Origin of the sequence: Thiorhodovibrio frisius, assembly GCF_033954835.1 — a bacterium.
Taxonomy (GTDB): Bacteria; Pseudomonadota; Gammaproteobacteria; order Chromatiales; family Chromatiaceae; genus Thiorhodovibrio; species Thiorhodovibrio frisius.
In genome coordinates, this window is record NZ_CP121471.1 from 2,335,583 (window position 1) to 2,348,481 (window position 12,899).

The 12,899-nt window shown below is 61.5% G+C and carries 12 protein-coding genes; 2 read left to right on the forward strand and 10 right to left on the reverse strand.

What is annotated here, in order from left to right:
• Positions 1–47: 47 nt before the first annotated feature.
• Complete coding sequence (locus tag Thiofri_RS10940; RefSeq protein WP_323706139.1) at positions 48–947, reverse strand: DUF2887 domain-containing protein; 900 nt, start codon at positions 945–947, stop codon at positions 48–50.
• A 492-nt stretch (positions 948–1,439) separates the two neighbouring features.
• Here Thiofri_RS10940 and Thiofri_RS10945 point away from each other — a divergent pair, with 492 nt between their 5' ends.
• Together Thiofri_RS10945 and Thiofri_RS10950 are read left to right on the forward strand one after the other, a co-directional pair.
• Positions 1,440–1,871 (forward strand): universal stress protein, encoded by a 432-nt coding sequence (locus tag Thiofri_RS10945; RefSeq protein WP_009151439.1) that lies wholly within the window; start codon positions 1,440–1,442, stop codon positions 1,869–1,871.
• Positions 1,872–1,935: 64 nt separating this feature from the next.
• The gene (locus Thiofri_RS10950) at positions 1,936–3,633 is read left to right on the forward strand and encodes a BCCT family transporter (RefSeq protein ID WP_009151440.1); all 1,698 of its coding nucleotides are present in this window, start codon (positions 1,936–1,938) and stop codon (positions 3,631–3,633) included.
• Between the two features lie 34 nt (positions 3,634–3,667).
• Here the strand turns inward: Thiofri_RS10950 and Thiofri_RS10955 are convergent, their stop codons facing one another.
• The 9 genes from Thiofri_RS10955 to pta form a co-directional block, all read right to left on the reverse strand.
• Positions 3,668–4,390 (reverse strand): 3'-5' exonuclease, encoded by a 723-nt coding sequence (locus tag Thiofri_RS10955; RefSeq protein ID WP_009151441.1) that lies wholly within the window; start codon positions 4,388–4,390, stop codon positions 3,668–3,670.
• 5 nt (positions 4,391–4,395) lie between these two features.
• Entirely contained in the window at positions 4,396–6,300 is a 1,905-nt protein-coding gene (locus tag Thiofri_RS10960; RefSeq protein ID WP_009151442.1) for a DUF294 nucleotidyltransferase-like domain-containing protein, read from the reverse strand.
• A 372-nt stretch (positions 6,301–6,672) separates the two neighbouring features.
• Positions 6,673–6,939: a hypothetical protein gene (locus Thiofri_RS10965; RefSeq protein WP_009151444.1), complete on the reverse strand. Its 267-nt coding sequence runs from the start codon at positions 6,937–6,939 to the stop codon at positions 6,673–6,675.
• Between the two features lie 61 nt (positions 6,940–7,000).
• Positions 7,001–7,207: a hypothetical protein gene (locus Thiofri_RS10970; RefSeq protein WP_143742052.1), complete on the reverse strand. Its 207-nt coding sequence runs from the start codon at positions 7,205–7,207 to the stop codon at positions 7,001–7,003.
• Complete coding sequence (locus tag Thiofri_RS10975; RefSeq protein WP_143742053.1) at positions 7,177–8,007, reverse strand: DEAD/DEAH box helicase; 831 nt, start codon at positions 8,005–8,007, stop codon at positions 7,177–7,179. Before Thiofri_RS10975 ends, Thiofri_RS10970 begins: the two co-directional genes overlap by 31 nt.
• Positions 8,008–8,015: 8 nt before the next feature.
• Positions 8,016–8,351 (reverse strand): hypothetical protein, encoded by a 336-nt coding sequence (locus Thiofri_RS10980; RefSeq protein WP_040857661.1) that lies wholly within the window; start codon positions 8,349–8,351, stop codon positions 8,016–8,018.
• A gap of 1 nt (position 8,352) precedes the next feature.
• Positions 8,353–9,303: a transporter gene (locus tag Thiofri_RS10985; protein WP_009151445.1), complete on the reverse strand. Its 951-nt coding sequence runs from the start codon at positions 9,301–9,303 to the stop codon at positions 8,353–8,355.
• 124 nt (positions 9,304–9,427) lie between these two features.
• The gene (locus tag Thiofri_RS10990; protein WP_009151446.1) at positions 9,428–10,627 is read right to left on the reverse strand and encodes an acetate/propionate family kinase; all 1,200 of its coding nucleotides are present in this window, start codon (positions 10,625–10,627) and stop codon (positions 9,428–9,430) included.
• Positions 10,624–12,783 (reverse strand): phosphate acetyltransferase, encoded by a 2,160-nt coding sequence (pta, locus tag Thiofri_RS10995; protein ID WP_009151447.1) that lies wholly within the window; start codon positions 12,781–12,783, stop codon positions 10,624–10,626. Before pta ends, Thiofri_RS10990 begins: the two co-directional genes overlap by 4 nt.
• Positions 12,784–12,899: the final 116 nt, after the last annotated feature.

Genomic DNA, 12,899 nt, shown 5'->3' on the forward strand with positions numbered 1-12,899 from the left:
CCCAAATTAATTCGAGCCCCTTTGATTCTTAATTTCTTAATTTGTTGTCAGTGCCGCTCTTCGCCCCCGAGTAAATCCTCAACGCTCGTGGCATCGAAAATACCGTCTAGCCAGGTCTCAAGCTGCGCCTTGGGTGCGGCGGCAATGCGCTGCTCGGCCCAAGGGGGCAATGGGCCAAAGCGGCGGGTGAGCTGGCGGTGCAGGGTGATCACTTTACCCCTTGTTTCGCCCCTTGCTTCGCCCCTTGCTTCGCCCCTTGCCTCGCCCCTTGCCTCACCTGCTGCCTCACCCTTAGCATAAATCGACTGATACGCCTTCGTCTCTTGGATTGGAGTCACCAGATTTAACATGGCCCAAATCTCCTCTTCGGTCTTGTCTTTGTAGCGTTCAAACAACCAAAATTCCAGCACATTCGACAGCGTCTCGCGGATGTCTTGTGCAAGCGGCGCTTGTTGGATGCTCTGCCATAGCGCCGGGGCGCGTTCACTCAACTCGGCATCGCTGGCAATGATCAGCGGTGCAAAGACCGCAACGAAGGGGTTGTCCGGCTCGCGCGCGAGCAGCTCCTGCAATACGGGTTCCAGCGCCACGCAACGAATTGGCGAGCCATTCTGATGGACCCAGCTTGGGCGCTCGGGAATATCGACCGCGCGCAGAAACACCGCAATGCCCAGCACCTCCCGATCCGGGTGTTCCTCTCCGTAGAGGCCGACCTTGGTGTTGAGATTGTACAGCGACTTGGCCGACGGCTGGGCCTGGAATTCAAGCACAAAGGTCGGACCTGAATGACCGTCGGGTTCGACCAAGCCATCGAGTCGGCGCTCGATGTCTTTGATGGTCAGCGAGCAGGCTTTGTAGGGGCCTTCCAGCACCAAGCCACCCGAGAGAACCCGGAAGGCTTCGGAGCCGCTGCGTAGGTACAGGTAGATCGGATGATCGGTTTTCATGGCGGCGGGAGAGCGTTTGCCGGTTGGCGATGAGGGAAGTTTAGCCGCTTGGCGACCAGATTTAATTGTCAGGAATGCAATTAAACCTACTAGATTGCCAAACGATGGCATGCAGCCGAGCGCGCGAATAGCGCGCCGCCCGATGCTGGCGTTGAACTAAACCGCCTTCGGCGGGGATCGGTGCGAAGCTCATGTTAAGCTATCGCGGTGATCGGATTCTTCCCCGACCAAGCGACCGAAGATCTTTCTAGCGGCGTCAATTCTCGCGCCGCGCGGCGGCGCTGTCCATCGCATCTGCTTCACTTGGGGTGAGACCTTCCTGGGTCAAAGTGACGGATTATCCTTGAGGTTGTCATGGTTCCTTGAGGTTGTCATGGTTAGAGTGCCAACCCACCGTGCAGGATGATTCCTCGCGGCACCTGCTCGCCTAATCCCCGCCTAATCCCACCTAATCCCACCTAATCCCCGCCTAATCCTAGGAGGCACAGTGTTATGTTTAAGACGATTATGGTGCCGGTAGACCTTGCGCACTTGGGTGCGCTGGAGAAGGCTCTGACGGTGGCGGCGGATCTCTCGCTCCACTACGGGGCGGCTCTGTGCTACGTCGGCGTGACCACTTCCCAGCCCAGTGCGGTGGCCCGCACGCCCGAGGAGTATGAGGTCAAGCTCAGGGCTTTTGCCGAGGAACATGCCCCCGACAGCGGCCATGAGCCGACGGCGCGCGTCTATAACAGCCATGATCCGGCTGCCGACCTGGACAAAATCCTCGTCCAGGCCACTGCTGATGTCGGTGCCGACCTGGTGGTCATGGCGACGCATCTGCCCACCCATCTCGATGCCATCATGCCCGCCAACGGGGCCAAGATCGCCCAGCACACCAAGGCATCCGTGTTTCTCGTGCGGCGGGATCTTTCCGCCGAATAAAACGGCGCTTCACGACCACCGCGCAAGCCCCCCATTCGAATTCAGGCAGTCAAGGGAGAATCCCATGGAAGAAAAACCTGCACAAGCGCCGGACATCCCGCTCGAGTCGGTCGGCATACCGGCCCCGCAGGGAGCGGCCAATCTGATCGATACCGATTACCAGATCGGTCAGGACAACTACCAGGCCAGTCCTCTCGGGGTGAGTATAGACATCCACAGCTCCGTCTTTGCCGTGTCGGCTCTGATGATCCTTGGCTTCGTGGTGCTAACCCTGGCCCTGCCCGAGCAGGCCACCGCCATCTTTAACGGGGCGAAGAACTGGATCAACGCCAATGCGACCTGGTTCTACTTGCTGTCGGCCAATGTCTTTGTGTTGCTGTGTCTCGGCCTGATCGTCTCGCCCCTGGGACGCGTTCGCATCGGTGGCGCCGATGCGACGCCGGATTTCTCGCGGATCTCCTGGTTCGCCATGCTGTTCGCGGCGGGAATGGGCATCGGTCTGATGTTCTATGGCGTGGCCGAGCCCTTGACTCACTACGGCACCTCTCTGGAAGGCATCGCCGTTGGGGAGGACGGCGTGCGCACGGACTGGGCGCCTCTCCGGGGAGCTGGCGGCGATGAGGCGGCCGCCACCCGCCTGGGTATGGCCGCAACCTTGCTCCACTGGAGCCTGCATCCCTGGGCGATGTACGCCATCGTGGCTTTAGCCTTGGCGATCTTCTCCTACAACAAGGGCCTGCCCATGACGGTGCGGTCCATCTTCTATCCGATTCTGGGTGAGCGCATCTGGGGCTGGCCGGGTCATATCGTCGATATCCTGGCGGTGTTCGCCACCCTGTTCGGGCTGGCCACGTCGCTTGGGTTTGGTGCTGAGCAGGCGGCCTCGGGGCTGCACTATCTGTTCGGGTTCGGTGACGGGGATGTGACCCTGGTGCTGCTGATCACCGGCATTACGGCGGTGGCCCTGGGGTCCATCGTGGCCGGTGTGGACAAGGGCGTGAAGCGCCTGTCCGAGGTCAACATGGTCCTGGCATTCCTGCTGCTGATGTTTGTGGTGGTGGTGGGGCCGAGCCTGCTGATCTTTAAAAGCTTTTTCCAGAATATTGTCAGCTACCTGGGTGAGCTGCCCTTCCTGTCCAACCCCTTCGCGCGCAAGGATGTCAACTACAGTCAGGGCTGGACCACCTTCTATTGGGGCTGGTGGATCAGCTGGTCGCCCTTCGTGGGCATGTTCATCGCGCGGGTGAGCCGGGGGCGCTCGGTGCGGGAGTTCCTGATCTCCGTGCTGCTCATTCCCACCACGGTATCGATCTTCTGGTTTACCGCCTTCGGCACCACGGCCATTGATCAGGTGCGAAACGGCTTTGATGGCGCGGTCTCGGCAGAGCTGCCGTTACAGCTGTTCATGATGCTGAGCGAGCTGCCGCTGACCGACATCACCTCGTTCATCGGTATCGTGCTGGTGCTCGTGTTCTTCATTACCTCATCAGACTCCGGCTCCCTGGTGATCGACACCATCGCCGCCGGCGGCAAGATCGATGCGCCCAAGCCTCAGCGGGTGTTCTGGGGCATCACCGAGGGGGCTGTCGCCATCGCGCTGCTCTTGGGGGGGGGGCTGGCCGCCCTGCAGGCGGTGGCGGTGTCCGCTGGTCTGCCCTTTACCTTCCTGCTGCTGGCGGGCTGTTACGCGATCGTCAGAGGACTGCTGAGCGAGCCCCGCATCGCCAAGCCCGCCAAACCGGTGAAACCGGCGGCTGCTTGATGGCGGCTGCGGTTATTCCTTGATCATTCAGCGCCTAGATCCAAAGATCTGAAACCGGTGTGTCCGGCCGGAAGTGCCGGGCCATCTGGGCCTGGAACAGCTCGGCCGTGGCGATGGCATCCACCTTGGCGTGATGCGACGAATAATGGGGCAGGCCGTAGCGGGCGCGGCTGGCGGCTAGCCGGATGGAGGGCGGCTGGCGGCCGAACAGGCGCTTGAGCCCCGCCAGGCGCCCCTGGCGCTCCCAGCGCGCCTCCAGCTCCATGGTGTCGATGACGGGAAACAGGCAGCGTTCACCGCGATTGGCCAGCACGGCGGCCTCGAGGAAGGGGCGCTCGATGTTGCGGTAGTGAACCACCACCAGGCGGCCGGCGAGCGCGGCCAGCAGCTCGTCGAGGATCGCGGTGATGGGGGGCGCGTGCTCCACTTCCGAGTGGGTGATGCGATGGATGGCGATGGACTCCGCCCGTAGTGGCCGGGGCGGCTTAACCACCCAGTAACGACCCGCCGCCGGGCGGATGACCCGCAGGTCGAAGGGCACCAGGCCAATGCTGACAATGGCGTGCTCGCGGGGGTTCAGACCCGTGGTCTCGAAATCCAAGGCCACCAGCGGAACCTCTCCGATCGGGCTATCCTCCGTTGGCAGCCCCGCCGCATACAAGTGCTTGAGCGCCGGGGTCTTGCAGGCTTGAGTCTGGCGGGCGAAATAGTCCGCCCAACTTGGGGCGGCCTGGCGCGTTTTTCTCCTTAACAACACGGCGATCAGCGGCCCGGGCTGGGGTAGCGGAAGCGCAGGAAGCTTTGGGCGTTGCTCAGGATCTGAAACGCTTCCTTGAGATTGTGGCGCTCGCTATCCGAGACATGCTCCGGCTGGATGGCGTTGTCTGGCTCGTGGTCGTTTTTGATCTCCTGGGCCTGATGGCGCATGCGCACGATGGAGAGGAACTCCAGGGTGTAGCTCAATTTGTCGGTTTGTCCGGCGGGCAGGGCCCCGGCCTGGCTGATCTCATCGAGCCGTTCGAAGCTGTTTTGGGCGCGGGAGCCCACGCCCAGGGCATGGACGCGGATGACATCGTTCAGGGGCGCGATGCCGCGGCGTTTGAGATTGATGGCGTTGTTATGCCGTCCGTCCTGCTCCAGCACGAAGGTGCGGAAAAAGCCCAGCGGCGGCGTGCGCCCGAGGGCATTGCGCGCCAGGGCGGCGAGGAACCGCGGGCTGGCCTTGGCCTGGGTGGCGATCAGGTCTTGTAATTCCTCCACGAAACGCTCCTCGCCGTGAACCGCTTCCAGGTCAAAGAATATCGAGCTGTGCAGCAGCCGCTGCGGATCAGGCTTGGCGATCCAGTCGCGGAAGTACGCTTTCCAGCGGGCCAGCGGCTGACGCCAGTTGTCGTTGGTGGCCATGATGCCCCCTTTGCAGTAAGGGTAGCCACAGGCATTCAGTCCATCGCTGACGAATCGCGCCAACGCTTTGAAGTAATCCCCGTGGCGCTCGGGCTCGAAAGCGTCATGGAGCACCATGGCGTTGTCCTGATCCGTGGTGATGGACTGGTCGTTGCGCGCCAGGGAGCCGTGCACCATGAAGCAGTAGGGCACGGGAGGCGGCCCCAGCTCGGCCTCGGCCAGCTCCACCAGGCGGCGCATCAGGCTGCGGCCGACGCTCGTCATGGCCGCGCCAATCATGCGCGAGTTGGCGCCCTCGTCCACCATTCGCAAGAAAGAGGCCCGCACCTCGGGTGTGAGACGCGCCAGGGCCTTGACCGAGGTGCGGTTGAAGATATTGTTGACCAGATAGACGCTGTTGTTGGTCTCGTAGCGGACGATGTCCGACAGGTACACGACACCCACGGGCCGGCGGCGGTGCAGGATCGGCAGTCGCTGAATATTGTTGCGCAGCATGGTCAACATCGCCTCGTTGACCGACTCGCTGGACTGGATGGCGATGAGCCAGCCGTGGCTGATGCTGGAAAGCGGGGTCTGGGTCGAGAGTCCCTCGGCGACGATGCGCTGGCGCAGGTCTTTGTCGGTAATCATCCCCGTCAGCAGCCACGGCCGCCCATCGGCGTCGGCGAACACGCGGTCCGACTCTTCCTCGTCGCCGGGCCTGATCAGCAGCACCGAAGAGACATCGTGCTCGGTCATCAGGCGCGCCGCTTCCTGCACGGTGGCGGATTCCTCGATCATCACCGGCAGGCGGGAGATGAGCCGACGCACCGGTGTGGCGATCATGTCGTTGTTGCGCTGGCTCTGCTCCACCGTGCTCTTGAGCCGCGAGGAACCGGACAGCTCGACGAAATCCGCGAACTCCTCGTCTTCGGCGCACAGGTGGTCGAAAACGGGCTTTGGGATCAGATAGATCAGGGTGTCCTCAATGGCCTGCACCGGGTAGCGCACCTGGCGGTCGCGCAGCAGATCGAGCTGACCGAAGATGTCGCCCTCGCCAAGACGGTTGGAAAGCTGGCCGTTGTGGCGGTACACCTCCACCGCGCCGCTGCGGATGTAGGACAGCGCCCGCACCGGGCCGTCGCGTTCGGCGATGGTGGTGCCGGCCTTGAAATAAGCGATCTCCACCGCGCCAGCCACCTCGTCGAGGAGCTCGTCGCTCAGCCCATCGAAGGGCGGGTAGCGGCTGATGTGATCGCGAAACTCTTGGATTTCTGCTTCCATGGTCCTCCCGATCTGTGGAGTTTCTGCCACTTAAGTGTCGATGCAGCGGTCCAATCGGTCAAGTTTGGCGGTGCTCTTACAGCTCTAACGCACGCCGCTGAGGCGACTGACAGCGACGGCAGCTAAACCAGGAAGTTTTGGACTAGAAAAGCCCCTTCGATGCCTCTTCGACAGCGCGCACCGAGGTTATAGCTTATTACCAATATCCAGCAGGTTCGACACTGCCAAACCGGGGCGGACCGCAGTTTCCGGCGGAAAGCGAGACGGAGAGCGCTAACAGACCACGCTTTACCGCTTTTTCCATTTTCGGCTGACCCCCTGCGCTGGTAAGTGGGTAGATCACGATGCAGGTATCGAGATAGGCACGGCGCATCAATCTTGCTCCCAGTCCTCACGGAGCGCCGCAATGCGATTCTGCACCTCGTTTGGGTCGCTGACGGGGCGCTGGGCGAAGCGCGGGGACGCAAGCAGGGCCAAGGCTTCGGCGGCAGTCCCTCCGGTAGCATCAGTCACGGTATGGTTGGCAGACGGATCAGGCAGCAGGGCAAGATAGGCGCGTCCCTGCAAGGGGAAGGGTGGCGGCTCCAGCGGATGGACCCTTCCGTCCCGGTCGATCTCGATTTCAATCATGGTCAGCATGGAGCATGCCTCCTGTCTGCGATTGCTGCGGCAACGCCAAGGGTCAGCCAAGCATAGGCCCTTAATCCCCGGCGAGTAAAACCTTCCCGAGGTGTTCAACCGACATCTTCTCGGAAATGGTGTCATGGGGAATGAGTCGATAAATCCAGGGCTTGCCTCCGTGCTTGAGGGTGAAGTTTGTTGCGTTTTTGCACCAGTTTTCGGCGGCATCCTTTTTCGCTACCACATCGGCATCTTTCAACGCAGTGCGCTTTTTTGGTTCCAGCATGAAGATCGCGTCGGCTGTCTCGGCGACGAAATCTGACGGTCGATGTCCTTGATCTCGCGTTCTAGGCCGACCTTCAGGTCGTCGGCCCAGTGGTCGAGTTTGGTGGCCTCGGCTTCGAAGAACTGGGCATTGCGCTCAGAGATGTCGCGGCCGATGCGGGCCTGCTCCTTGTGGGTGATGTCGTCAAGGCTGTGTGGCGCGGGCTCGGAGAGGTCGCGCAGGTGAGTGCCCGGTAACGAAAGGAGGCGACGCGCGGTTTCTTCGTCGAGCGTGTCTCCCCTGTCCGTTTGGGCGGCGAGGATGAGGTAGTCCTCGCTCTGGTCGAGAGAATCGACGCTGAAGCGGGAGGCATTGAGCCAGCCCGATTGACCGATGAAAGGTTCGAGGATGGTGACCTTTCCCTCATGGGCCTCGTAGCTGAATTCGATCTCGGCGGGGACGAGGTATCGCTCCTTGGCGGCACGGATGACGGCGTTGGCCAAGGGGTGCCCGAGGCGATAGAGGTGGGCCTCGCCGGAGCGGCGGGGAAGCTCGTAGAGGCCCTTGGGCGTCTTTTGCGCAATCTCGGGGAAAGGGGCAGTAAGGAGCTGGAAGCAGCCCTCGCCTTGAAACTCGGCGTGACAGTTCAGTTCGTGGCGCGTGAGGCGCATGAGTTGCCGCTCGAACTGGCCGAGAATGGCCTTTGAGTCTTGGTCGCAAATCTTGAGCTTTTCGCGAACCTCGTCGTCGAAGTGTTCGAGGAGCTTCTTGCGCGTCGTGGTCATGGCCTCGTTGATCTCGAAGCTCAGTTCCAGTTGCATGGTCCAGTTCATCGACCAGGGAGAGGCTTTCTTGTTCGGCCATATCCCGTTTCAGACGGCGGGCCATGGTCTGCAAGGCGCCGGCGATGGCGAAAGTCGAGGAGCTTGCGCAGGACCAAGGTCATGAGGGTGCGCTGGGCCGGAGGTAGGGCGAAGAGGTTGTCGCGTCCGAGGTCGTCGGAGACGAGCTGGTAGAGCTGATCCTCGCTGTCCTCTGGAGTGAACTCTTCGACCAGCGCGTGCCGAGCGGTGTAGGGTACATATTGGGTGAACTGGCGTCGTAGCGTGCTGTGACAGAGCGGCGCGAGCCGGGCCTTGAGCGCGTCGAAGGTTTCTGCTGTCACATTAAAAGACCTTCTGGTAACGCAGCGCCAGCTCGCGCTCGATGCGGAAGCCGTTCTCGATTTGCGTTTCCTCGGCTAGGCGCAGGATGAGTTGTTGCTTGCCCGGCAGGAACCAAGTCAAGCCCAGGTTGAGCCGGGTGTTCTCGGGCGGATTCTTGAGCGCGAGTCCATCGACCCTGGTGGCCCCGCCCCAGTTGCGCTGCGCGCCAATGTGCAGGTGAAACGACGGGTTGAGGCGCCAGCGCAGGTAGCCGGTCAGGGCGAGCGCCGGGTCCTGCTCAAGGCGTTGACCAGCGGCATAGTTGCGGTTGTCGCCATAGAGGGTCAATTCTGGAGAGAGCTCGATCAGGAGGCGTGGCGTGATGTCTTTCTGCCAGCCACCAGCGAGCACCCAACGCCAGCGGTTTTCACCATAGTTGAGTAGTTGATCGCTGATGTAGTGGCCAGTCGGGGCGATGACCATGGCGGTGACCCCGAGGTAATTGGCGGTTTGGCGATGATTGATGGGCCAGATGGTCATACCAAGGCGCAGATCGCCAAGGCCGGTGCTGTGCGATCCGATGACATCTCCCAAGGCGGCGGACGAGGGTTTGAGATCAGCGCAGCTCAGGACAGCCACGGCCGTTGCCGTCAAGCCAGCGAGCGAGAAGGCCGAGACACCGCGAATCGCGCCAATCCGGCCCTTGACCTTGCTGTCGGCGACTTGCTCGCCCCCAAGATAAGGGCCGACGTTGGCCCGGTCAAAGAGATACAGGCTGAAGACCTTGTCGCCGGGGTTGATCGCGTAGTAGTCGCCAGGGAAAATGTCGTTGGTGGCGGCGCTGGCCGTGCCCGTGCCTCTACTGATCGCGAGCACCAGACTCAGCAGGCAAAGCCGCCCACATCGGGGCATCGCTCGCCATTGACGACGATTGCCTGCTTGCTGTTGGCCATGATGAAAGGTCGCGCTCATATCTAACGAGTACCTCGATCAGGTCAGGGTTTCTTTATGCCGCGCCCTTCGACGTGCGTCTGCCCCGAGTCTGACGAAGCCGACGATCTGATCGACACCCTGGTGCAGCCGGACCTGGCGGTCTTTAGCCCACGGCCTCAACTGTTTGCTGGGCGATCTCCAGCTCCTCGTTTGTCGGAATGACCAGGACCTTGACTGGACTGTCAGCGGCACTGATCATGCGCTCGCTTCGGGTCTCGGCGTAGTTGGCGGCTTCGTCCAGCTCGATGCCCATTCGTTCAAGTCCAGCGCAGGTGCGTGTGCGGGTCTCGGCGTCGTTTTCGCCGATGCCGCCGGTGAAGACCACTGCGTGCACATCGCCTAGCACCGCCATGTAAGCGCCAATGTACTTTTTCAGGCGATGGCAGAAGATCCCTAGGGCCAGTTCGGCCTTGGCGTCGCCGGTTTCGATTCTGCGATGGATTTCGCGCATGTCGTTGACGCCGCAGAGTCCGAGCAGGCCGCTCTGGCGATTGAGCAGTTGGTCGATCTGCTGATGGTCCATCTCCAGATGCTGCATCAGGTAGAGCAGCACGGCAGGGTCGATATCGCCGCAGCGGGTGCCCATCACCAGGCCTTCGAGCGGTGTCATGCCCATGGAGGTATCCACACTGCTGCCGTTGCGGATGGCGGTGGCACTGGCGCCATTGCCCAGGTGCAGGGTGATGAGGTTGCTGCGATCAAAGGAGCGCCCGAGCATGGCTGCCGCGCGCTTGCCGACATAGGCGTGGGAGGTGCCATGAAAGCCATAACGGCGCACCTGATGCTCGCGATAGAGTGCATCCGGAATGGCATAGCGGTAGGCCGTGCGCGGCATGGTTTGGTGAAAGGCGGTGTCGAAGACCGCCACCTGCGGCACTCCGGGAAAGAGTTCACGCGCCACCAGGATGCCATCGAGATGGGCCGGATTGTGCAGCGGTGCCAGCGGAATCATTTGGCGAATTGCGTCAATGACATCTTCATCAAGCAGGGTTGGCACATGAAAAGCCTCGCCGCCATGCACCACTCGATGCCCAACCGCGTGGAGCTCGGTCAGATCGGCCAGGGCGCCGGTGGTGCGCAATTGAGCCACGACTCGCTCCAGTGCCGCTTGATGGCTGGCGATGGGATGATGCTGGTCGAGCTGCTGGGATTGCCCTTTGCCATCCACCCAGCGGAAGTTGAGCAGGGCGTCGTCCTCGCCGATACGGCTGATGCTGCCGGAGGCGACCACCGACCAGCCGGCGATTTCGAACAGTTGGAATTTGATTGACGAACTGCCGGCGTTCAGGACTAAAACTTTCATGCGGTGGCCTTCTGTGCTGGGGATGGTGTTGCCGAGTCTGCGGGCGTTTGCGCGCCGCTGCCTTGCTTGGCGGATGCCTGTTGCGCCTGAATGGCGGTGATGGCGACGGTGTTGACAATGTCCGTCACCGTGCAGCCGCGGCTGAGGTCGTTGATGGGCTTGTTCAGGCCTTGCAGCACCGGGCCGATGGCCACCGCGCCGGCACTGCGCTGCACGGCCTTGTAGGTGTTATTGCCGGTGTTGAGATCGGGGAAAATAAACACCGTGGCCTTGCCAGCGACTTCACTGTCCGGCATTTTTGAGCGCGCGACTACGGCGTCGACGGCGGCATCGTACTGAATGGGACCGTCGAGCTTGAGGTCTGGGCGGCGCGCTCGGGCAATGGCCACTGCCTCGCGCACCCGCTCGACATCCTCGCCCTTGCCGGAAGCGCCGGTGGAGTAGCTCAGCATGGCCACCCGGGGCTCGACGCCAAAGGCCGCCGCAGTGCCTGCTGAGGTGATGGCGATATCGGCTAGCTGCTCGGCGTTTGGATTGGGATTGACCGCGCAGTCGCCATAGACCAGAACCCGATCAGCCAGGCACATGAAAAAGACACTGGAGACCAGCTTGGTGTCCGGGCGGGTCTTGATGGTCTCGAAGGAGGGGCGAATGGTGTGCTGGGTGGTGTGCGCGGCGCCTGAGACCATGCCGTCGGCATCGCCGACATGGACCATCAGGGTGCCAAAGTAGCTGACATCTTCGAGCGCGTCATGGGCCATTTGTTGCGAGATACCCTTGTGCTTGCGCAACTCGAAATACACATTGGCGTATTGATCGCGCTCGGGTGAATTGACCGGGTCGATGATGGCAATGTCATCGAGCTGCAAGCCCAGTTCGCCGATGCGACGGCGAATTTTGTCCGGATCGCCCAGCAGGACCAGGTCGGCCACGCCGCGCAGTGTCAGAATTTCGGCCGCGCGCAGGATGCGTTCATCAGTTCCCTCAGGTAGCACAATGCGTTTGCGCTCGGACTTGGCGCGATGAATCAGCTCGTATTCGAACATCAGCGGGGTGACTCGCACCGAATGATGCTTGGAGATGCGCTGGCGCAGATCGGCCACCTCGACATGGTCCTCAAACAGCCCCAGGGCTGCGGCGATTTTGCGTTCATCGCCAGCCAGGATACTGGATTCCACGCGATACACGCCCAGCGCCGTGGTGAAGGTGTCGGCGGGGACGCTCAGCATGGCCACCTTATTGCGGCGCAGACCGTCGATCAACCGCTGCACATGCTCGGCCGGTTTCAGACCGCCGGTCAGCAAGAGTCCGGCCACGCGGGGGAAGTTGGCCGAGGCGTCTGCTGACAGGCTGGCAAGGATGATGTCGCTGCGGTCGCCCGGGGTGATAATCAGGCAGCCGTCCTCGACATAGCCGAGGAAATCCGGAATCTCCATGGCGGCAACTTTGTAGTTGGTCACCACCTGGCTGTAGCCGTCGCTTTCGCCAGCGAGCCAGTCGGCGCCGAGCATTTTGGCGATTTCGCCAATGGTCGGTTGCGACAGGGTGTTCATAAAGGGCAGCACATAGACGGTCTCGGCTTCAGGAACCGCCGCGCGCGCGCGCCGGCGCACGGTGTCGACCAGATCGGGATGGACGCCATTGACCACGGTGGCAAGCAAGTCGCCGCCGCGGTTAATAAGCGACTCATGTGCGAGCTGCACCGAGTTGAGGGTTTCCTCCTGACCGTGACTGAAACCCTTGACCACGGCCACGATGGTGCAGCCAAAGTTATTCGCTAGGTCGGCGTTGAAGTCGAATTCCAGCGAGGGCACCAGGCCGTCGAAATCCGTCCCGGCGCACAGCACCAGGTCGCATTTTTCCTCCAACAGCTTGAAGCGGTTGAGAATCAGCTTGAGCAGTTCGTCATAATGGCCACTCGCCACTAACTCGCTGGCGAGTCCGGCGCTGCATCCATAGAGCATCTCGCTGGCGAAGGGCAGATCGTAACGATGACGGATCAGGGTGGTTAGATTGTCGTCATCGATATTGCCATTGACGATGGGGCGAAAAAACCCGACGCGCTGATTGATCGCGGTCAGCATCTCCATGAAGCCAAGCACGACCACGGACTTGCCGCTGCCAGACCCGGCGCCGGCGATGTAAAGACTTTGCATGCTGAAACCTCTGTCGCTCAGAAAAGATAGTGTCGGAAGGCTAACCGGCTATTCTAGAATTGTTAGCAATTCGTGTCTCGACGGATTGCAAGCTAGCGGTATACAAAAGCACTCTG